This window comes from Nitrospira sp. ND1, from assembly GCF_900170025.1.
In the GTDB taxonomy this organism is placed as follows: domain Bacteria; phylum Nitrospirota; class Nitrospiria; order Nitrospirales; family Nitrospiraceae; genus Nitrospira_A.
Window position 1 is genome coordinate 2,761,029 of the sequence record NZ_FWEX01000006.1, and the last position, 22,676, is coordinate 2,783,704.

Annotated in this window: 13 protein-coding genes and 1 tRNA gene; 11 read left to right on the plus strand and 3 right to left on the minus strand. The window is 56.7% G+C overall.

Annotated features, from left to right (window positions below):
* Positions 1-50 precede the first annotated feature (50 nt).
* From NSND_RS17890 to NSND_RS17900, 3 genes are all read left to right on the plus strand, one after another.
* Positions 51-128 (plus strand) — tRNA-Glu (locus NSND_RS17890).
* Between the two features lie 245 nt (positions 129-373).
* The gene (locus tag NSND_RS17895; RefSeq protein ID WP_080880280.1) at positions 374-3,148 is read left to right on the plus strand and encodes a PAS domain S-box protein; all 2,775 of its coding nucleotides are present in this window, start codon (positions 374-376) and stop codon (positions 3,146-3,148) included.
* Entirely contained in the window at positions 3,114-3,875 is a 762-nt protein-coding gene (locus NSND_RS17900) for a response regulator (protein ID WP_080880281.1), read from the plus strand. Before NSND_RS17895 ends, NSND_RS17900 begins: the two co-directional genes overlap by 35 nt.
* Positions 3,876-3,949: 74 nt before the next feature.
* On the opposite strand, the gene NSND_RS17905 is transcribed toward NSND_RS17900, so the two are convergent.
* A complete protein-coding gene (locus NSND_RS17905) occupies positions 3,950-4,555 on the minus strand; it encodes a lipocalin family protein (RefSeq protein ID WP_200810557.1) in 606 nt (201 codons plus the stop codon).
* A gap of 956 nt (positions 4,556-5,511) precedes the next feature.
* On the opposite strand from NSND_RS17905, the gene NSND_RS17915 reads away from it, so the two are divergent.
* The 8 genes from NSND_RS17915 to NSND_RS17950 all read left to right on the plus strand — a co-directional run bounded on the left by NSND_RS17915 (position 5,512) and on the right by NSND_RS17950 (position 20,306).
* Positions 5,512-5,847 carry a hypothetical protein gene (locus NSND_RS17915; RefSeq protein ID WP_080880283.1) on the plus strand — a complete coding sequence of 112 codons (336 nt, stop codon included), beginning with the start codon at positions 5,512-5,514 and terminating at the stop codon, positions 5,845-5,847.
* A gap of 23 nt (positions 5,848-5,870) precedes the next feature.
* On the plus strand, positions 5,871-8,039 hold the full coding sequence (locus NSND_RS17920) for a type I secretion system permease/ATPase (protein WP_080880284.1): 2,169 nt from the start codon (positions 5,871-5,873) through the stop codon (positions 8,037-8,039).
* 22 nt (positions 8,040-8,061) lie between these two features.
* Complete coding sequence (locus NSND_RS17925) at positions 8,062-9,453, plus strand: HlyD family type I secretion periplasmic adaptor subunit (protein WP_159450863.1); 1,392 nt, start codon at positions 8,062-8,064, stop codon at positions 9,451-9,453.
* 54 nt (positions 9,454-9,507) lie between these two features.
* A complete protein-coding gene (locus tag NSND_RS17930) occupies positions 9,508-10,473 on the plus strand; it encodes a hypothetical protein (protein ID WP_080880286.1) in 966 nt (321 codons plus the stop codon).
* Between the two features lies 1 nt (position 10,474).
* A complete protein-coding gene (locus tag NSND_RS21915; protein WP_080880287.1) occupies positions 10,475-17,815 on the plus strand; it encodes a calcium-binding protein in 7,341 nt (2,446 codons plus the stop codon).
* Positions 17,816-18,297: 482 nt separating this feature from the next.
* Positions 18,298-18,612 carry a hypothetical protein gene (locus NSND_RS17940; RefSeq protein ID WP_143833616.1) on the plus strand — a complete coding sequence of 105 codons (315 nt, stop codon included), beginning with the start codon at positions 18,298-18,300 and terminating at the stop codon, positions 18,610-18,612.
* Positions 18,613-18,878: 266 nt separating this feature from the next.
* On the plus strand, positions 18,879-19,736 hold the full coding sequence (locus NSND_RS17945; protein WP_080880289.1) for a formylglycine-generating enzyme family protein: 858 nt from the start codon (positions 18,879-18,881) through the stop codon (positions 19,734-19,736).
* A 48-nt stretch (positions 19,737-19,784) separates the two neighbouring features.
* Positions 19,785-20,306, plus strand: coding sequence for a hypothetical protein (locus NSND_RS17950; protein ID WP_080880290.1), 522 nt, complete (start codon positions 19,785-19,787; stop codon positions 20,304-20,306).
* 81 nt (positions 20,307-20,387) lie between these two features.
* Here the strand turns inward: NSND_RS17950 and NSND_RS17955 are convergent, their stop codons facing one another.
* Complete coding sequence (locus tag NSND_RS17955; protein ID WP_080880291.1) at positions 20,388-21,551, minus strand: PilT/PilU family type 4a pilus ATPase; 1,164 nt, start codon at positions 21,549-21,551, stop codon at positions 20,388-20,390.
* Positions 21,552-21,607: 56 nt separating this feature from the next.
* The gene (locus NSND_RS17960; protein ID WP_080880931.1) at positions 21,608-22,666 is read right to left on the minus strand and encodes a type IV pilus twitching motility protein PilT; all 1,059 of its coding nucleotides are present in this window, start codon (positions 22,664-22,666) and stop codon (positions 21,608-21,610) included.
* Positions 22,667-22,676: the final 10 nt, after the last annotated feature.

Below are 22,676 nucleotides of genomic sequence, written 5' to 3' on the forward strand. Positions count from 1 at the left end.
CTCTCGATCAAGTATGGTATGAATCAACCCGCTCGTACGAAATTCTCTTCGTCCCCATCGTCTAGCCTGGCCTAGGACATTGCCCTTTCAAGGCAGTAACACGGGTTCAAATCCCGTTGGGGACACCACACTTCTCCCGGTTATTCGTTGGCTCAACCTTGTCGGGAACATTCTTTCCAGACAGTACAGCCATCTCACATATAAAGCTTCTTGCGGCTTCATGGAGGATGGTTCTTGTCGTGGGAGAGGATCGCTGTAGGGCCGGCAGGTAGGATCGTCGCTGCCGCCGGGATCTCGACCACGAAGCTGCAGCTGTTACCCGCCTCATGATCCGGTGTCGTTACGCCTGAGTAACGTACGGAGTCGTTCTGTGATGAGTGTAGCCGTGCGCTGGTTTCACGCCGTCCGGTCACCGCTGTATTCAGGCATGACCGAAAGGCAATGGTATGCCTGCTGTGCTGTCATCCTCGTGGTCACGGCGGCCATTGATGCGTACACGCCATTGGGGATTGCGGCCGGGGTGGGGTATCTGCTCGCCGTGGTCGTGGCCGGAATGGTATGCGAGGTACGATTTCCTTGGCGCGTGGCGGCTGTTTCGATCGGACTCACCGTCCTGGGATTCTTTTGGTCTCCACCGGGTGGTGTCGTATGGATCGGGGCGACGAATCGCGTTGGCCTCGCCATGGCCATCCTCCTGACCGCCTGGATCGTCTGGCAATGGAACATGGCGGTTCGCGGTCGCTCCCACGATCTCGCTGTTCGGTTGCAGTCCATCCTCACACATAGCCAGACAAGTATCTTCCTCAAAGACCTCCAGGGGCGATACCTGGAGGTGAGTGAACAGTTTCTGTCGCTGACCGGCTTCTCGGCCGAGATGGTGATCGGGAAAACTGATCGGGACATTTTCCCCCCTGAATTGGTCGCTATCTATCGGGAACATGATGCCCAGGTCATCAAGGCCGGTGCGGCCATGAATTTTGAAGAGACCGTGCCGCTGGGCGATGGCCTGCACTTAAATATCGTTTGCAGGTTTCCGTTGCGTGACGGGCAGGGATCGATTGTGGCCATCGGCGGGATTGCCACGGATATCACCGCCCGATTGCAGGCAGAGGCCGCTCGAAGCGAGGCTCAGGAACGTTTCGATCTCGTTGTGGCCGCGACACAGACTGGAATTTGGGACTGGGACCTGCACACCAACCGCATGTATTACTGCCCGCTGTGGAAGGCGAGCCTGGGATATCAGGAGCACGAGATTTCCAACTCACCGACGGAGTGGGAGTCCCGATTGCATCCCGATGACAAAGCTCGTGCGTTTGCGCTTGTGGACGACTATTTGTCCGGGCGCATCGGCGCATACGAACTCGAGCACCGCCTGCGTCACAAGAACGGCAGCTACCGCTGGATTCAGACCTTTGCTCTGTTGCAGCGAGATGCCGACGGACGACCTCGCCGGATGACCGGGTCGCACGTGGATATTACCGAGCGGAAACGAGCCGAAGACGCGTTGACCCAGAGTGAGTCCACGTTGAGAAGTTTCTTCAATAGCGGCGCGATGATGATGGGGATTGTGGAGCTGCTCGACGGCGATATTCTGCATGTCTCAGACAACCGCTGTGTGGCGAGCTTCTTCGGCACAACTCCGGAATTGATGCAGGGGCGACTCGCGTCAGAGCTTGGCGCCCCACCGGACATCCTCGCTCTTTGGCACCGATCGTACGAAGAGAGCGAACGGACGAAACAACCGGTGCGATTCGAATATGCCCACCCGCAAAAAGGCAGCGGGGTCGAACTGCGCCTTTCCGCCACCGTCTGCTGGATTGGAATAGGACCAAGCGGGCGGTCGCGGTATGCGTACGTGGTGGACGATGTCACGGAAGCACGATGCTTGGCAGAAGCGCTGGGCCAGACGGCCGAGCGGTACCACGGGGTGGTGACTGCGCTGGCAGAAGGTGTCGTCCTGCATGATGAGCAGGGGAGGATTATCGCTTGTAATCCGAGCGCGGAGCGGATTCTTGGGCTCACGGCCGACCAGCTGATGGGGCGGACGCCGGTCGATCCGGGATGGCAGGCGATTCATGAGGATGGGAGCCACTTTGCTCCTGATCAACGCCCGCCGATGGTCACGCTTCGGACCGGTCGCCCGTGCTCGAATGTGATTATGGGTCTCTCTCGACCGACCGGGGAACAGCGATGGATCTCAATCAATACGCAGGCGATCCTGAGAGCCGGTGACGCGCGACCTTACGCCGTCGTCGGCTCTTTTCATGACATTACCGAGCGCCGTCGGGCGGAGCAGGCCTTGCTGGAGGTGCAGAGTCAGCTGGAGCAACGCGTGCGTGAGCGAACGGCGAGGATTCAGCAACTTGAATCCCAGCGGTCTCAGGCGGAAAAACTCGCGGCGCTGGGCCACCTCGCGGCTGATATCGCCCATGAAGTCAACAATCCCCTGGCAGGGATTACCAATGCGTTTCACCTGGTGAAGCAGGGAATCGGGAGCGAGCATCGACACTATCGATTCGTGGATCTCATCGATCGCGAAATTCAACGCCTTACCGCGATCGTGAAAAAGATGTACACCCTGTATCAAGGCCTCCCGGCGACCGAGCGGCAGGCCACCGACATAGCCGAATTGCTCCAGGACGTGGCCACGTTGCTGGAGCATAAGATGGCCGTGAAACGACTCCGGTTACACACAGAGGTGGATACCCCCCTTCAGGTAGTCCATGTGTCGCGTTCCGACCTGTTTCAGGTGTTGCTCAATCTCGTGCAGAACGCCATCGATGCCTCTCCCCCCCGCAGTGAAGTGGTGCTGAACGTGTCCGAGCGCGAGGGGCTGCTGCGATGGAGCGTGACCGATCGCGGGACGGGGATAGCTCCGGACGTACTTCCCCGTATGTTCGAGCCATTCTTTACGACAAAGCCTGGCGCCGGTTGGCAGGGACTCGGACTCGGGTTATCTGTGTCGCGCGGGCTGGTGCAAGCCATGGGGGGGAGGATCGAAGTCCAGACTGAATTGCAACGGGGTTCGACGTTCACGGTGGTGTGCCCCTTGGAACAGCCGGATATGTCGGGGGAGCGAGCGGCAGGAGTGGATACAGACAAGGAGCAGAAAGATGACGATTATGCCACAACGCATTCTCATTGCTGATGACGAAGAGACGTTCCGGGAATCCACGGCGGAAATTCTCGCTGAGGCAGGATACGCGTGTAGTGTCGCCAGAGATTCGGCTGAGGCCGAGAGTCTGCTGGAAAACGGCTACGACTTGCTGCTGGCCGATGTCCGGATGCCGGGGAATGCTCACCTTGAGTTTCTTGAGAACGTGTCCAGGCGACATCCCGAGCTTCCCGTGGTGGTGATTACGGGGTATCCGACGGTCGGGACTGCCGTCGAATCGTTTCGCCTCTCCATTGTGGACTACCTGATCAAACCGGTCGGCGTGGACGATCTGAAGCGGGCGGTGGAGCGCGGGCTTCGGCGAAGGACCCTTGCGCGTGCGGTAAAGGATGCCATGACCGAAACGGCCAAGGTGGCGGGAATTTTCGATCAACTGGGCCAGTCGATGAGAGAATTCGGGCGGGGAGAACCACAGGTGGAATGGAGCGCCCATGAGTATATGGCCCAGGCCATGGGACACATCGCCCAGTTGTCGGCACTCGTCGCGCAAACGTTGGAAGCTTCGCGTGGGAGCAGGCCTCAAGCTCCCACGGACGTCTGTGCATTGATGCAGTGCCCCAGGTTGGATCGGTATGAGGCGGCCATTCAGGACGCCGTCGAGGTCATGGAGCGTACGCGCAGCTCGTTCAAGTCGAAGGAGATCGGCGCGTTGCGGCAGCGGCTGGAAACCCTCCTACGCGAGGGACGCAGGCAGAGCTGACTCTGTGTGGCAAGTGCGAAGCGAGCCTTCCCGTTGCAGCCGTGGTCCTCAGGGCGGCCGGCAAGCTTAGGCGATCATGATGCCGGTCGGCGAGTGCGAATGAGATCTGCGGTTGGAAAGCCGAGGCGCTTGGCCTGCTCGACGAGGCGCTGATAGGTAACCTCTTCCAGCTGAGGTGCTCGCGAGAGAATCCAGAGAAACCGACGATCAGGTGTGCCGACCAACGCGGTTCGGTATTCCGGATCAAGCGCAAGAATCCAATAGTTCCCATCCCGTGATGAACCGAAGAGCCGCGCGAAGAAGTTATCGAAGACCACGGTGAGCCGAGCATTGGTTTTAGGGTCGATCACCGTCGCCACACCCTCCGCCTGATCAACTCCGCCACTGTCGGTGAGACACTCATTGTGAACTCCGATCCTGCCGTCCGGACGGCTGGTATAAATGGCTTTCGAGTCAACGCAGTGCCGCTGAAACCACATCGGTAGCCGGGCGATCTCGTACCACGTTCCCGCGTAGCGGGCGAGATCTACCGAAGCCACTATCGGCAATGTGTCCTTGTGCTCCACGCCCGCACAGGCTGTGACGGTGAGGCAGAATGCCCAAACCGCCAACGACGCGCTCAATCGGATCCAGCTGTCTACCACGCCTTGCATCAGCAATTTATTAATCGGTGTGTACATAGTGTGCACTTGGGGTGTGTTGTAAAGATCGGGCTTCAGATCGTCAGCACGGGTCATCACAGCCGTGGTTTTATCATAACAAGCACCAATGCCGCTGCGTAGCGAATGGGGGGGGAGGCAACGCCGGGTGCAGGAGGCTGCGCCGAGTGAAGAACCACGCCGTGCTTACCCCGTAGGCTCTTGGCACTGTTTCGGTTCGTTGTGTGCCATCGGTGTGATCGGAACCTCAACCCACTTTTCTCCGTCTTGACGCTCGAGTTTCTGAATGTAGGTCAGGCTAAAGCCGATTCGTCCATGGATAAGCTCGGGAGTAGCCTTCCAGACCATCACGCACCCGTCTTTTGTCAGGCCCACGGTTCCCGCGTGCCGGCCTGGCAGGAGCTCCGTCGATTCAAAGCGAAGCAGAATCCCCTCGTGTTTGAGGAGGGGACTGATGAGAACACTGGAGGAAGTCCGCGAACGGGGCGGTAGGGTAAGCCCGTTGTCTGAGGACGTAAGTGCGTTCCCGGTGAGTCTACGAGCGGTAGATGGAACGCCCTGGCTGTGACAAGAGCCGGTCCGTCGCTGATACTGATTGTAGGGGAGAATCGCGATATCCATGTGGTGCCAAGCCCCATAATCTGCGACATGGTGGCATATGCATGTCTGCATCTTCTCCAACCCAGCGAATGATAGTGACACGTTCTGAATCGGAGAATTGGCGCAGTGTCACTCCTGGCGAGTCCGCATTTGTCCTACACGTTTTGGATTGTTCAGCCCTGCATTCTAACCTTCACTGCGTGGGGTAACCTCAATATACCTAGGGAAATGTATTGGCCTACCAAAGTTTTTGCCTCTGCCCAACCTCCGGGGAATAGTGCGCCGGGCAGTCTCGCCATAACATCGCCTCTGTCCTGCGAGAGTCCGGGCGACTTGCGAAGATTGCATCACGCTTAGTGAAATAAAGGAGGAGCAGCATGGCAGAAAGTCATCATCCTATGCAGCGTGGGGATAAATCGGTGGCCGTGAATGTTCGTCTTAAACCCGTTTCCCCATCGGATCAGCCGATTCTTGTGAACTACACTCATGTTGGTCTCTCGGACGGACTGGCATATGTCGATTTTGGGTTTTTAGAGCCTGCTTTGTTGAGCGCCGTCGCCACGCGTGCGAAGCAAGGCGAAGTCACACCGAAACAGGTTGAGGGAATCAGCGCGGCACGTGTTGCCTTACCTCTCGATTCCGTGGTGCGTCTCTACCAGCAACTTCAGCGGGTGCTGGTCAGTCTCCAACCTGCTAAGACCAAACAATCCTAACCTGTCGGACCGACATCTTCCCCATGGATACGTTGACGTCAAATCCCGCGGATTGCTCTGTGCCAAGTCCCATAACAGATACGGGCTTGTTATGCCTGCTCATGGTCGCCAGGTTCCACGACCTGCCTGCTGATGGGGGACAGATTCAGCATCAGTTCGGACAGTCGGGCAAGGTACTGGCGACACAGGAGTTGCTACGCGCAGCCAAACACATTGGGTTTCGAGTCGGACTTGTGACTGCTCGATGGGAGGAGCTTGCGACAACGCCATTGCCGGCCATAGTCCAACGAATCGACGGGCGATACGTCGTCCTGGCCAAAGTGCAGGACGACAAGGTGCTCATCCATGATCCACTGGAGGCGCGATCACTGGTTCAATCGAGAGAGATGTTCGTCACAAATTGGAGTGGCAGGTTGCTACTCTGTGCGAAACGCGCGGGTCTCCGGGCGCAGGATCTTGCCTTCGACATCACTTGGTTCATTCCAGCGGTATTCAAGTATCGACGGCTGCTGGGCGAAGTGTTGTTGGCGTCCTTTTTTCTACAGCTCTTTGCACTGCTCACTCCCCTGTTCACCCAGGTCGTTATCGATAAAGTTTTGGTTCACAAGGGCTTCACGACGCTGCATGTTATGGCTATCGGCATGCTGGCGCTGGCATTATTCGACGGACTGCTCGGCGGGTTGCGTACCTATCTGTTTGCTCACACCACGAACCGGATCGATGTGAGTTTGGGGGCGCAACTGTTCCGGCACCTTTTGGCCCTCCCTCTCGCCTACTTTGAAGCACGCCGGGTTGGCGATGCGGTCGCACGTGTGCGCGAACTCGAACATATCCGTCAATTTCTCACCAGTAATTCGGTGACAGTCGTGCTGGATGTCGTGTTCATCGCCGTGTTTCTCGCTGTGATGTGGCTCTACAGTTCGATGTTGACGCTGGTGGTGATGGCATCCCTGCCGCTCTATGCCATTCTCTCGATTGCCATCACGCCGACGATTCGCACACGGCTCACTGAGAAGTTTAACCGTGGAGCGGAGAACCAATCATTTCTAGTCGAGGCCGTAGGCGGTATTCAGACGGTGAAGGCTCTGGCCGTCGAGCCACCGTTGCAGCGCCGCTGGGACGAACAATTGGCCGGATATGTGCAGGCCAGTTTCCGTGCGACCAGTCTGATCACCATAGCCGGCCAGCTGGCGACTTTTATCCAAAAAACTACGACCATTGCCGTCATGTGGGGCGGTGCGTATCAGGTCATCGACGGAGCGCTGAGTATCGGCGAGTTGATCGCCTTCAACATGCTCTCCGGCCAAGTGACCGGACCCTTGTTGCGTATGGTGAACCTCTGGCAGGAGTTTCAACAGGTGGGCATTTCAATACAACGCTTGGGCGATGTGTTGAACACCCGGCCCGAACCTGCATATAGCCCGGCCCGCACAACGTTACCGCGGATCGCCGGGCAGATTACGTTCGACGACGTCACCTTTCGCTATCGTCCAGATGGCCGCCCGGTTCTCCAGCAGGTCTCCTTCTCCCTACAGCCGGGCCAGGTTATTGGGATGGTGGGGCGATCCGGGTCGGGCAAAAGCACCATCGCGAAGCTGATGCAACGGTTGTATGTGCCGGAACGCGGCCGTGTGCTGGTTGATGGGGTAGATCTTGCGCAGGTCGATCCGGCCTGGTTGCGTCGGCAAGTCGCCGTGGTACTGCAGGAGAACTTTCTTTTCAATCGCTCCGTTCGAGACAACATCGCATTAACCGACCCGGGGCTCTCAATGGACCGTGTGATGCATGCGGCCAAACTGGCGGGTGCCCACGAGTTCATCCTGGAGCTTCCGGACGGATATGACACGATTGTGGGAGAGCATGGCTGCGCCCTCTCCGGCGGGCAACGTCAGCGTATCGCCATTGCTCGTGCTCTCGTTGCGAATCCTCGCATTCTGATCCTTGACGAAGCCACTAGCGCTCTGGACTATGAATCCGAAGCGATCATTCAACAGAACATGGCGCAGATCTGCAAGGGGCGCACCGTCATCGTCATTGCACATCGCCTGAGCACGGTTCGCCCTGCCCACCGGATTTACGTCCTCGACAAGGGGCAGATTTTCGAGGACGGGACGCACGATGATCTGGTCAAGCGCAACGGGATGTATGCGCGACTTCATCGATATCAGGAAGGGCGATCCGCAGCAGCGTAACGAGGCAGATGAGGAAGAGAGGATGAAGACGTTATTGCGACATCTGGCGGTGTGGCGTGCGGCATGGCAAATTGAACGGACCATGCCCTCGGCCGTTGTTTCCGGCGGGAGTGCGGTGGAGTTTCTTCCTGCTGTGCTTGAAATTCAACATACGCCGCCTTCGCCGATCGGCCGTGCCATTCTCTGGACCATCATGCTGGTGTTCACGACGGCGGCGGCCTGGTCCTCGCTCAGTCACATTGATATCGTCGCGGTGGCGCCTGGCAAGATTATCCCCAGTGGTCATTCCAAAACCGTCCAGCCATTCGAAACCGGTGTCATTGCTTCCATTCACGTGCAAGACGGTCAAGCCGTTCGTCAGGGAGAGGTGCTGATCGAGATGGATGCGACGCAAAACGGCGCTGATCGGGATCGGGCGCTCAACGAATATCGAGCCGCGCTGGTCGAGGCTGCTCGTTTGCGCGCGTTGATTGCGGGGCACTCCACTTTCGATGCTCCGGAAGACGCTGATCCGCAATTCATGTTGCTGCAACAACAACTCTTGCGGGATCAAGTCGCGGAGCTTTCCGCCCGGGTTGATGCATCCCGGCACCTCATTAGTCAACGCCGGGCGGCGTTGGATGCGACGAAGGATAATATCCGGCGGCTAGAGGCAACTGTTCCGATTGAGGCTGAACGAGCTAAGGCCCATCGTTCTCTGTTAGCACAACAGTACGTGTCCAAGATGGATTATCTCCAATTCGAACAGCAACGCATCGATAGGGCGCAGGAGTTAGCTGGGCAAAAGAGCAAGTTGCGGCAAGATCAGGCTGCGCTGGCCGAGGCCGAGCAAAACTATCATGTCCTTCTTTCAGAGTTTCAACAGAGCAAACAGGCCGAGCTCTCGACCACCGAAACGAAGGTTACGTCACTGCTTCAAGAAGTGCGCAAGGCTGGACAGAAAACCGAGTTGCAGAGGCTGGTGTCGCCGATCGACGGGGTGGTGCAGCAGCTGGCGGTGCATACGGTGGGTGGTGTCGTCACGCCTGCGCAACCATTACTCATCGTCGTGCCTCAAGACTACCCCGTGGAAGTTGAAGCACAGTTCGAGAACAAGGACATCGGCTTTGTGAAGGAAGGGCAGCCAGTTGAAATCAAAGTCGAGACGTTTCCGTTCACCTTATATGGGACGATTCCAGGAAAGGTGTTGACCGTCTCGGACGATGCGGTACCGTTAGACAAGGAGAAAGGCGGCCTGGTTTATGCGAGCCGGGTAAGTATGGATCGAGCCACGATGCAGGTGGAAGGAAAGCGCATCCATCTGTCGCCTGGGATGGCGGTTACCGTGGAGGTCAAGACCGGTCAGCGACAGGTGATCGACTATCTGCTGAGTCCCTTATTGAAGTCTATGCAGGAGAGTTTGAGGGAGCGTTAAGAAATCTGAAAAGGAACTGTGTCGCGCAACAAACCTTCAGGAAGAGGGTTGGTCATGAAGATGAGGTCTGATCAAATTGTCAGGGGCATTATCGTTGTAGGGTTGTTGCTTGTCACGATGATGGTAACCAGCGAGGCGGGGCTCTTGGGGAAAGAAGAGACGCCTGGAGAGCGATTTCGGAAGGCCATTGAGAAAGTCAGGCTAAGTTGTGAAAGCCGGAAGCTGGCTCCGGGGGAAGTGTGTGGAGCGGTGACTAACCTCAAACCGGCTGATCCCTTGGCGACAGAGGAGGGCCGGTTCGCGCACTCAATCAGGATCCCTAATCCGGTACCGGAGGACAGCGGGTACAAGCCGGGAATGACCCCGGAGCAGTATTTTGAACACCTGTGCAAGACCGAAGCGGGGGAGTTCATCTACAAGACCGTGGAGAATGTAGAGGGACTGCTCCAACTGCGACCTCGCGAAAATCCCACAGACTATGAACTCGAACATCTCTATGCAGTGGAAGATCCCTATGGGCATTCTGTAGGGGTACGGGATCACCCTGAAGAGTATTTTGTCCAACCTGCGATAGGCAAGTATCAGTTTCTCGAAATTCCTTTGCCTGAGAGATCCCGTGCGAGTGAAGAAAGAATGTACCTTCGCTTTTACCGAGACAAAAACGCGCGTGCGGGAAAAGATTACCAAACCGCGATCAATGGCAAATTCGTGCGGGTTCCCTACGTCGTGGGAAAAGTAAAGGTTCCTTCTTCCCAGAGCCGCTACGGATACACCTGGCGCGGGGTTGGCCGTCCGCACGATCGAAGGCTCGGAATAGCAGGAGGAGAACTGATCATCCTTGACCTCCGAACCAACGAGGTGCTTGCTGTCAGGCGAGGTTTCGTCCGCAGTGGGTATATGCGAAATATGACCGGAGTTTGGTGGTTAACAGCACAGAAGTGTTCGAAGGAATCGTTGAAGACCGATGTGCAGTTTATTAATCAGGTGTTAAGGCCGGTACTGGGCGCGGAGGAGAGATAAAATGAGTCAAGGTAGTATCTCGACTTGGTTGAAGTTTGCCCTGCAACAAATGGCAGCCGAGTCGTATCTCGATCAAATCCTATTGGGGCGACCTCTTCGAGAGATCCTGTTGGATGGCAACAATGACACAAGATTTGTTGCGCCAGATGCTAACGGCGACCTGCCCGGTATGACGCGGTTTACGAATGCGCTGGCTGATCGGTTCCTCAGTGCCTATCAAATCGTCGATCATCACGCCAACGATGCAACAGGGTTTAGTGCCACCCTGTTGTTTGACACTCAGACCAACAGCTACACGCTCTCATTCCGAAGCAGCGAGTATGCCGCTGACGTCAATGGTGGTGATCGTTCACGCGATATTGTGGGGGCGGATGCAGAAGTCAAGAATGCCGGCTTTGCGTTTGCCCAACTTGTCAGCATGACGCGATACTTTGAGGGCTTGCAACAGGGTAAGAAGAGCGATGGGACAATCGATCCGTCATTGGCTGCCTTCTTTGGCAATTCTCAGAACCAACTTAATGTCACTGGCTATTCCCTCGGAGGGCACCTAGCGACTGTATTCACAGAACTCTATGCGGATCGCGTGGCCCAAACGTACACCTTTAATGGGGCCGGGCGCGGTGAATTTGCCGGTTTACATTTCAACAGCGAGGTACAGGAAGCCGATCGCATACGGGAGATGCTTGCGAACCTTGATGCGCGGTTACGGGCAACTGATCCGTTAGGCTCGCTGTTTGCCAGTGGGGCGACGGCTGACATCTACACCGACGAACGGTATCTGGTCGCGTTGGATGACATTAGGGCGCGCTATCCCACGAGTGGAACTCAAAGTTTGCCTGGTCTGACCGGAGGGCTGACGAGAACCGATGGTGCTTTTGGAAAAATACAGCAGCTCTTTGGTCATGCCCAGACCGGTCAGGATGTTGAGGTGGTCGCCAATTCTGGGGTCCACGCAAAGGTGATCCCTGTTTTAGTCGAAGGGCAGCCACTCATTGAAGATGTGAATGTCCAGAATCCATGGGAATCTCAATATGGCAATAGCCACAGCGTCACTCTCCTTGTGGACTCCCTGGCCATCCAGGAACTATTTCAGAAGGCTGATCCGCAGTTACAGCAATCTCAGATAGAAAGCATTCTGAAAGCCTCCTCAGATCAGATTGCCTCTCCCTATCCAGAACAAGGAACGCCTGTGCCCCCTGCCGAGGGAGACACGCTTGAAAAAGCGCTTGATGCACTGGCCAAGGTGTTCCACGTTGAAGGACCTGCTACTCCTTACGGGCGACTGCCCGGAGATTTCGGCAGCGCAACGTATCGACAGCCGTTTTATGAGCGACTTGACGCCGTTCGAGCGGCGATCGGTGACCAGGTCTTCAGCATTGCGCCATTGATAGGGAAGAGCGCTGAGGAGTTACAATCCTTGGCCTTACTGGAGGATTCAACGAGTCTTGCTTATCGGTTCGCATTAAGGGAGTTAGCCCCATTTGCGGTCCTCGGGGCTAGCGCTTCCTCGACAGAGACACTCTATGCTAACCACAACGAAGCCGGACAGTTGGCACTGCTCAACTCCGAAAGCGGAATGGGAGAATTGTCTCCACAGTACTTGAAGGATCGCGCCGCATTTCTGGTCGAGAAGATCAATGTCAACAGTAACCCAATCGGGTTCCCCTCCATCACTCATTTTAAAGATTTCCAATCACTCTATGAGATTCGTTCGGTAGCACCACAAGGGCCTCAAGTCTTGTTTGGAGGCGAGGTCGGCGAAACTCTCGATGGAAGTGCGTTTTTTGGTGACCATCTCTATGGCGGCGAGGGAGACGATCATCTGTTTGGCTATGGAGGCAAGGACTATCTGGAGGGGAATCCCGGCAACGACATCTTGGATGGCGGCAGTGGCGCCGATACGATGCTGGGAGGAACGGGAGACGACACGTATCTCGTCGACGATTCTGGCGATGTCGTCCGAGAGTATGCCAATAGCGGCATTGACGAAGTGCGCAGTTCAGTCACCTTCACCCTGGACTCCCAGATCGAGCACCTCACGCTGACGGGGAGCAATGCGATTGATGGCATTGGCAACGAGCTAGGCAATATTCTCATCGGCAATAGCGCAAAAAATATGCTGAATGGTGGTGGTGGGCAGGACCATCTCGTCGGCAATGAGGGAAACGACACACTCATCGGCGGCGCTGGCGACAGCGACCTCCTCGAAGGCGGCGTTGGATTCGATACGTACATCTATCGTTCTGGTGATGGGGTAGATCGAATTGAGGACAGTGATGCGCAGGGGCAGATCATTTTCGACGAGCACCTGTTGCAGGGAGGTATTCGGCGTGCCGGTGATGTCGCCAACAGTTATACGAGCCTGGATGGCCGAACCACTTACCTGATGTCCGGGACCGATCTGATCGTGAACGGTGTCCTCATCGTGAACGAGAATTTTCAGAGTGGCCAGATGGGAATTCAGTTGCGCGATGTCTCCCCTATTCCGTCTGATACAGGACTTCCCGCCGGACCTTTTGGGCATGTGTTGGTGGGAGACGGTGAGGATGAGACGCTCATTGCCACTCATCCGTATTCGTATGCCATGTATGGCAACGAAGGAAATGATGTCCTCACTTCTCAGGTGCCGTCAACACATGACTCGTTCTCCGATCTTCGTGATGGTGGGGCCGGTGATGACATCCTGGTCGGTGCTGGAGGGAATGATTATCTCGTTGGCGGTAGCGGTGATGATTATGCCGATGTCTCCGATGGAGATATCTTTCTCGGTGGAGATGGCAATGACATTGCTGTGACTGATACCGAGATAGCCAATTACGCATGGACCCATATCGGCAGCGGCACACACTATATTGACGGGGGCGCCGGCAATGACGTGTTATTGGGCGCCCTTGGCGTTGATGTGTTGCTTGGTGGGGATGGTGAGGATGTTCTTAGGGGAGAAAACCGTCCGGTGGGTTGGATTGCAAAAGTGTATGACGTTGATCTCATCCCACAAAGTGTTTCTATGTTGGCATTTTCCTCGGCTCTAGGTGCAGACGACTACCTCGATGGCGGCGCCGGTAACGACCTGCTTGTCGGCGACGGAGGAAACGACATTCTCGTCGGCGGGGCGGGCGACGACTGGCTGTATGGGGAGTCAGATTTTACCCAGACTATTCCTGGCGATGATTGGTTGGATGGTGGTGAGGGCAATGACCGGCTATTCGGCGGCGCAGGAGCTGACTCGCTTTCCGGTGGGGATGGCGACGATCTTTTGATCGGGGACTTTTCAGAGGATCTCGGGTCTGAAGATATTCTCGATGGAGGCGCCGGAGCCGACGAACTGCAGGGTGGAGGGGGCGACGATATTCTCTATGGTGGCACTGGGATGGATCGGCTTGCCGGGTTCGCGGGAAACGATTTTCTCGATGGCGGTGCGGACAGCGACGAGCTACAGGGAGGGGCCGGCGACGACTCATTGTGGGGTGGACTTGGTCATGATCTTATGACCGGGCAGGAGGGAGATGACGAGCTCTTCGGGGATGATGGAAACGATGAGCTGCATGGAGAGATTGGAAACGATACGCTTGTTGGTGGCGTCGGCAATGATGCGCTCTTTGGTCAGGATGATGACGACCTCCTTTCCGGCGATGCCGGTGATGATTTACTGAATGGTGGACTCGGTAATGATCAGCTTGACGGCGGCGATGGGATCGACGATGTGCAGGGCCGAGAGGGAGACGATCTCATTGTTGGCGGCACCGGCGACGATTTTCTCTACGGTGATGGCAACGACCCCACTGTCCTGAATCTCCTCGGCGGCAACGATACTCTTGATGGCGAGGAGGGGGATGACCAGTTGTGGGGTGGTGCGGGGCAGGATCAACTGTTCGGTGGCGAGGGAGCCGACCAGTTGGTGGGTGATGTGGGAGATGATGCCTTGTTCGGGGATGCCGGTGATGACTCTCTCTTTGGAGACTCGCCGCTATTCGCGGGGCAGGCGGGGAATGATGTGCTCGACGGCGGTGATGGTCACGACGTCCTTCAGGCTGGTGGCGGGGAGGATGATTTGCACGGCGGGACAGGAAATGATCGTCTGATCGGCGGGGCCGGGAGTGACACCTATCGATTTAACCTGGGCGGCGGTGTTGATTCTATCGAGGATGATGCAACGCAGAGTAATCGATTGATCTTTGGTGCTGGTATTACCGCTGAATCCTTGAGGTTGGACGTGGCAACCGGTGATTCTCTTGTCGTACGTGTCGTTAACAGTGAGGATGCGGTTCAGATCGTCGGCTTTGGGCTCAATTCACCCTCCGAGTTTCACACCATTAATCAGTTCGAGTTTGCCGACGGCACGGTGCTGAGGGACGCCGGATTGCTCGCGCGAGGGTTTAACTTGTCCGCGCCAGTGGACGGAGGAACGGTGATCGGTACGTCCTTTGCCGACCATATGCAAGGCAGTCAGGCTGCTGATTGGCTTCACGGACGTGATGGAAACGATGTCCTCATTGGCGGCGAGGGCGCTGATGTGTTGGAGGGTGAGGAGGGCGACGATCTATTAGAAGGCGACGCCGGTAATGACCGGCTCTATGGTGGCGCCGGGGTGAACGTATTACGCGGAGGCGAAGGAAGTGACCTGTTGGTGTCGAACGCGGCCGCCGATCAGTTAATCGGTGGGACCGGTCACGATATCTATCACCTTGTCTCAGGACTTGCCACCGTGTCAGAGGACGCGAATGGAGGCATTGATACCATCCAGCTAGCGCCCAGTGCTTCTCTTGCATTTCAAGCGCCTGACCAGGTGGAGAATGTTCAGATCCTGGACGATTTTTATTTGGAGCCGACCCAGCGAGTAGACCTGGTAGGAAATGTGCTGGACAACCAATTGTCCGGTCCCAACCAGCTTGACGGCCAAGGAGGAAACGACATTCTCATCGGGGTGGGCGACAATACGTTCTTGTTTGACCGTGGGTATGGGCAAGACATCGTGCGGATGGGCATGCAGACGTATGCCCACACAGGGCTCGATCAGGTTCTGTTCGGAGCGGAGATCGCGCCGGGCGATCTCATACTCGAAAATCATGTCAACGATCTGGTCGTTAAGGTCAATGGGAGCACAGACCAATTGACGGTGGAGTCCTTTTTTGTCTCCCCGAGCAATCACGTGGACCAATTTGCGTTTTTCGATGGGACCGTGTGGGATTTGAGCGCGATCGAGAGTCGGGTGTTGACGTTTGTCGGCAGTGACGCCGACGACACGTTCTACGGCACCGATGGGGACAATCTCATTCGCGGGTTGGGGGGTAATGATCAAATCCGGGCTTCGCTGGGAGACGATACTCTCGATGGTGGCGCCGGAAACGACTTTCTGGAGGGGTATCTTGGCAATGATATCTATCTGTTTGGTCGAGGATATGGGCAGGACTCCATCGACGACCAAGGCGATTCATCGGATGTCGACACGCTGCAACTCTTGGACGGAATTACCCCTGGCGATGTCACGTTGCGTGCGACGCCTGATTTTGGCGGCAGTGCAATTCTGACGATAACCAATACTGCCGACCAACTCACTCTTGGCGGATTTTTCGAGTTTCAATCACTCCGTGTTGACCTGATTAAATTCGCAGACGGCACTATCTGGGATTACAACGCGATGCTGGCTCACACTGAAGGCGTGAATCTTGTCGGCGGTGAGGGCGTCGATTACCTCTACGGCAATGTCACGAACGACATCCTTTCAGGGTTGGATGGAGATGACAGCCTCTACGGTGGGGCCGGCAACGATCTATTGGACGGAGGAATTGGTGCGGACAGCCTGAGTGGCGGGTCAGGAAATGATCTTTACATGGTCGATGATGTCGGAGATAGAGTGACAGAACAGGCAGGCCAAGGAACGGATACGATTCAGAGCGGTGTCACGTATGCGCTGGGTGCGAACGTCGAAAATCTTGCGCTTATCGGCAATGCAGCCATTAACGGCACCGGAAACTCCCTCAACAATGTCTTGACGGGCAATGGCGCGGTCAATGTTCTCACTGGCGGCGCAGGAAACGATACGTATGTCGTTGGGGCGGGGGATACGATTGTCGAAGCCGCCGGCTCAGGGACTGACACCATCAGAACCGATATCAGCTGGACATTGGGAACCAATGTGGAAAACCTTGTGTTGACGGGAACCGCCGCGGTCAATGGAAGCGGCAACAGCCTTGCCAATACTCTGACAGGGAATAGTGCCGCCAATATCCTCAATGGAGGAACTGGCGCGGATAAGTTGATTGGCGGGCAGGGCGACGATACCTATGTTGCGGACAACGTTAACGATCAGATTACTGAATCGGCCAATCAAGGCCTCGACACCGTTCAGAGTTCGGTCACGTATACTCTGGCTGCCAATGTGGAGAATCTTACGCTGACTGGGACCGGAACGATCAATGGGACAGGAAACGGGTTGGACAATATTTTGACCGGGAATAATGCCGCCAATCGACTCACTGGCGGCGCCGGGAATGACACCTATGTGATCGGGGCCGGCGATAGTATCGTCGAATCGGTGAATGCCGGTATCGACTGGGTCCAGAGTTCTATCACGCATACGCTTGCCGCGAATGTCGAGAACCTGACGCTTACGGGAACTGCTATCATCAACGGCACTGGAAATGGGCTCAATAACATCTTGATCGGCAATAGTGCGGTCAACACGTTGACCGGTGGCGCGGGGAACGACACGTATATTGTGGGAACAGGAGATACTGTAGTCGAGGCGTTGAATGCCGGCACCGACACGGTCCAGAGCGCCGGAACTTGGAGTTTGGGCGCCAATGTGGAAAATCTGGTGCTGGTCGGATCTGCGGCGGTCAACGGGACGGGCAATACTCTGGCCAATGTGCTCACCGGCAATGCCGGTAACAATGCACTGGTCGGCGGTGACGGCAACGATACCATGGCAGGTGGACAAGGAAACGATGTGCTCAATGGCGGGACTGGAAATGATGTCTTTCAATTCGCTCGCGGGGATGGTCAGGATACTGTGACTGACACGAGCGGGAGCAGCGATCGGCTCAACTTCGGCTCCGGGATCAATCCTCTGGACATCATGTTGAGTCAAAGTGCCAATGATTTGCGCATCGCGCTCTACGGTTCGACCGATCAGGTGACGATTGCCAACTGGTATGGAGGCGCTACTAATCAGATTGAAACAGTCCAAGCCGGTAACGGTCAACAATTGATGAGTACTCAAGTGAACCAATTGATCCAGGCGATGGCGGGATTCACGCAACAGACAGGGTTGAGTTGGGAGCAAGCTGTGGCCCAGCGCCCCCAGGATGTGCAGCAGGTTCTGGCTGCGAATTGGCACTAGCGGTATGTTTCGGTCGCTCCGCCTGTCCGGCGGGGCGACTCCCTCTTGACCGCCTCGTTTTTCGCGCCCTGTCTTGGCATAGTCAGGGCCAATCTCCGGCAGACCCTCCTTTTTCCTGCCGACCGTGTATGAATAGCCCGATATTGCGGAGAGTTGTGGTGTGCGGTTGGCCAGTACCGAAGAGGTACAGCCTCCGTGGAATGGCCGGACCCGGTTTGGGTGGTACAGTCAGGACATCAGCGTAAGGCATGAAACCCGAGTCACTATAGGCCGCCAACTTTTCCGCGTTTGCTAGGAGGTCAATGATGTCGCACCGAACGGTTCTCTCTTTCGCCCTATTGGCAGTTCTCGTTGGTGGCATCCACGGGTGTACGACGATGCAGGCTGGGTCTGCTACCACGTTACCGAGTAGTGCGTTCTTCCCCGTTGATGTGAATGAGCTGAAGTCGCTTCAAACCATCGCCCATGCGCAGGATTCCCGCATGAAGAATTGTCACAAAGGTCCCGCCTGTGAGGATGCCTATTACACGCGTGGCTTGGTCGCGCTCTTTGAGAATCGTGCCGATGCGATTACGGTGTTTCAGGAGCTGCACACAGCCATGCCGAACAGCCGCTATGAGGCGGCGACGACGGGCTGGTTAAATCTCTTGCAGGATACGGCGCCATCCTCCAAGCATCATCAGGCGTTAATGGTTCAGTTGAAGCAGGAAGTACTGCATAATCTCCTGGAGCGTTCTGATTTGACGGCGCTGCGGACTGTGAAGGACCACGACCGGCGGGTTGCGGAGCTCAAGTAATGAGCCAGTTATAGCTATGAGCCTGGTGTCCCGTTCGGCCGGCATGCGTCGCATGCCGGCCGAATCTGTTTCTGTATCTGTCCCCCCATAGTTGTTCTACGAAGTGTCGGGATAGATTGCAGGGGTTGCACGTCTCCGCCAGTTGAGTAAATCCCTCTCCAGTGCACGCTCCTTTACATGTAGTTGAGTTTGCACAGACTCGCGGCTACACTTTGCCTGGGTAAAGTCGGGTTGTGTCTAGGTGTATCCATCGGTGAGAGGTGTATATGCGTCTGTTCAGTATGACCTTCGTGGTATCCGTCATTCTGTTTGTCGGAGTCTGGTCGGTGCGAGCGGCCGAGCCACTGTCTGGGGCGGATGGCCAGGCCGGCGGGGCCGAGGCGATCACAGGGCAGGATGGTGCGCCGATGGTGTTGGTTCCGGCCGGGCCTTTTACGATGGGGAGCAACGATGGGCTTCCCGCCGAGCGCCCCGAACATGTGGTGATCCTCGACGCGTATGTCATCGATCGATATGAAGTGTCGCTGCAACTCTATCGAAAGTTTCTTCAGGCGGCGAGATATGATGCGCCGCCGACCTGGGATGATGAAGCGGCGGAGACGGTCAGCGATCGTCCGGCTGTCGGGATGAGTTGGGAGGATGCGGCGGCCTATTGTGCCTGGGCAGGGAAGCGACTCCCGACGGAAGCTGAATGGGAGAAGGCTGCGCGTGGAACCGATGGCCGTCGGTACCCGTGGGGCCCCATGCAGCCGTTCGTGGACATTGCCAACTACAATCGCGGCGTGTGGGTGAGCGAAGCCATTACGTTGGTGAGTGTGGCCGGTGGGGTGGAAGGGATGAATGTCCGCCACGGGCTGAAAGCCGGGGGGCGGAGTCCGTACGGCCTCCATCACATGGCGGGGAATGCGGCCGAGTGGATAGCCGATTGGTACGATCGTACGTATTACGGCAAGAGTCCCGACAAAAATCCGACGGGTCCTGCTAATGGCGAGAAACGGGTGATTCGTGGCGGGTCGTGGGCCGATTTGCCTGTGGCGTTAAGTGCGTCTGCGCGGGTCTCGGCGGAGCCTGGTTTTCAGGACCGCACCATTGGATTTCGCTGCGCGATGGATGCCAAGAAATAGAGGCAGGGGTGAGCACTGAGGCCTTCGTAAGTTTCCTGGTTCCTGCCTATGCTTGATTCAGGTGCCGCATCGTCTGTTCCACCGCCGAACCGAAAGCACAAGGCCGTTGCCGCGTTCGCGGCAGGGCTTGTGTTCCTGGTTGCGCTGGCGGGGATCCGCAATATCTCGCCTCCATCTGATTCAACCCCGGCTGTCCAGAATATTGACCCGAACATGGTGCCGTTGGTGACGGGGGATGAACCGATTCAGGAGCTCTTTGTCCGTGCCGGCTGTCCGGTTTGCCATCAGATTCCCGGCATTGCAGGAGCGAAGGGGCAGGTCGGTCCACCACTGTGGCTGGGGAAGACCGGGGCGAGTCGCCTGGCTGATCCACAGTATAAAGGGCAGGCGCAGACGGTTCGTGAGTACATTGTGGAATCAGTGGTATCCCCGGGGACCTATGTGGTGCCAGGGTTTCCACCGGATACGATGCCGACGTGGTACGGACGGAAGCTGAGTGGGGCTGCATTGAGTAAAATCGCGTCGTATCTCGAACAGGCGGTGGAAGAGCCCCCCTCGGGACGCCCTTAAGCGGGTGCGCCGATCAATTGCGTGGTGTGCGCTCGCGGAGGAATAGACCTTGAGGATCAGGGAGCAGCAATGCCCTGACCCTCAGCGCTTTTTGCTCCCGCCCTGACCCAGTTGTCCTTGAATCTGGAACCCCTTCTCATCCCGGTCGCTCTTGTCCAGGAGGGCGGCCACTGCGTCATCGCCTTTCAACCCCGCCAGTTTAATTTTCAGACGGAGGTTGTTGGCGCTGTCGGCGTTGATCAAGGCTTGTTCAATGCTGATCTTCCCGGCCTTATAGAGTTGCAACAGCACGTGGTCGAATGTCTGGCAGCCTTCGTCGATGCCCTGTTCCATCGCCTCTTTCAGGGTATCGATCTCAGAACGTTTGATGAGGTCCTTGATGCGCGGTGTATCCAGCATGATTTCGAGTGCAGGCACGCGGCGGCCGTCGAGGGAGGGGATCAATCGTTGAGAGATGATGGCCCGCAGGTTCAATGAGAGCTGCAGATAGATCTGGGCGTGCCGTTCGACCGGGAAGAAGTTCATGATGCGCTCGATCGATTGATTCGCATTATTCGAGTGCAACGTTCCGAGGCAGAGGTGTCCGGTTTCAGCGAACGTGATCGCGGCTTCCATGGTTTCCGTATCCCGGATTTCACCGATGAGAATGACGTCCGGTGCCTGACGCAGGGTATTTTTCAACGCGTGCCCGAAGGAATGGGTGTCGAAGCCGACTTCGCGCTGGGTGACGATCGATTTCTTGTGGTGATGGACAAATTCGATCGGGTCTTCCACGCTGATGATGTGGCCCGCATGCACCGTGTTGCGGTGGTCGATCATCGCGGCGAGGGACGTGGATTTTCCGGAGCCGGTCGCGCCGACCACCAACACCAGACCCCGCTTGGTCATAGCGATGTCTTTGACGATGGGCGGCAGGTCTAGCTGTTCGACTGTCATGATCTCCGCTTTGATATGACGAAACACCAACCCGACGTTGCCCTTCTGTCGGAAGATGTTGACGCGAAAGCGGCCGAGGTCTTTGTAATAAAGGGCAAGGTTCATCTCCATTTTTTCTTCGAACTCACCTCGCTGCTGGCCTCGCATGAGGGCCAGCGCCAGCGATTCGAGTTGCTCGTTCGTGAACGGCGGCGCATCGGTCCGATGTGTCGAGCCATGGATGCGATAAATGGGGGGCGCATCGACGGTGAGATACAGGTCCGACGATTCCTGCTTGACCATCACTTCGAGAAGCGTGCGAACATCCATGAAATGCCTCTTTCCAATGCCGTGGGAAACCCGTTTCGTTTGCGCCGAGTGCCCGTTTACGCGGCGCCTCCTGCAGCGGCGCTAAAGAGATTGGGATTCATGCTGCGCGATTGAGCTTCAGCTTTTGTCACCAGCCCTCGTGTGACCAGATCGACCAGGGCCATGTCCATGGTTTGCATCCCATCTTTTTGGCTGGCCTGCATGATGCCGGGAATTTGATGGAGTTTGCCTTCGCGGATGAGGTTCCGCACCGCTGTGGTACCGACCATGATTTCCACCGCCGCAATCCGGCCACCACTCTTCTTCTTCAGGAGCGTCTGGGTCAAGACTGCCTCCAGCGTTTCCGAGAGCTGTGCGCGGACTTGGGCCTGTTGGTTCGGAGGGAAGGCGTCGATGATGCGGTCGATGGTTTTCGGGGCGCTGGACGTGTGCAGGGTCGCAAAGACCAAGTGTCCGGTTTCGGCAGCGGTCAACGCCAGCTGGATCGTATCCAGGTCTCGCATTTCGCCGACGAGAATGATGTCGGGGTCTTCGCGGAGTGCGGCGCGGAGGGCGTTGGCGAACGACAGCGTGTGGACGCCCAGTTCCCGCTGGTTGACCAGGCATTTTTTGGATTTGTGAACAAACTCGACCGGATCTTCGATCGTGAGAATGTGTCCTTCGAAGGTGTTGTTGAGATAGTCGATCATGCCCGCGAGTGTGGTGGATTTCCCGGACCCGGTTGGGCCGGTCACCAGGATCAGGCCTTTTTCGCGGTCGCAGAGCTGTCGGAGGATCGGCGGCATGCCGAGTTTTTCCAGGGGAAGAATCTCCGTCGGAATGGTCCGGAACACGGCGCCTAAGCCGCGCCCTTGCACAAAGACGTTGACGCGGAATCGGGCGATGTCGCCCAGGTCGAAGGAGAAGTCACACTCCCGGTGTTCTTCGAAATTCTTCCGTTGCGCGTCACTCATCATGTCGTAGATAAGCGCGTGAGTTTCATCCTGGGTCAGGGGAGGATGGTCGAGTTTCTTGAGATCGCCATGCAGGCGGATCATCGGTGGTTCACCGGCGCTGATGTGGCAGTCCGAGGCGCCCTGTTGGACGCCAAAGGTCAACAGTTTGGAGATATCAATCATCGGATCA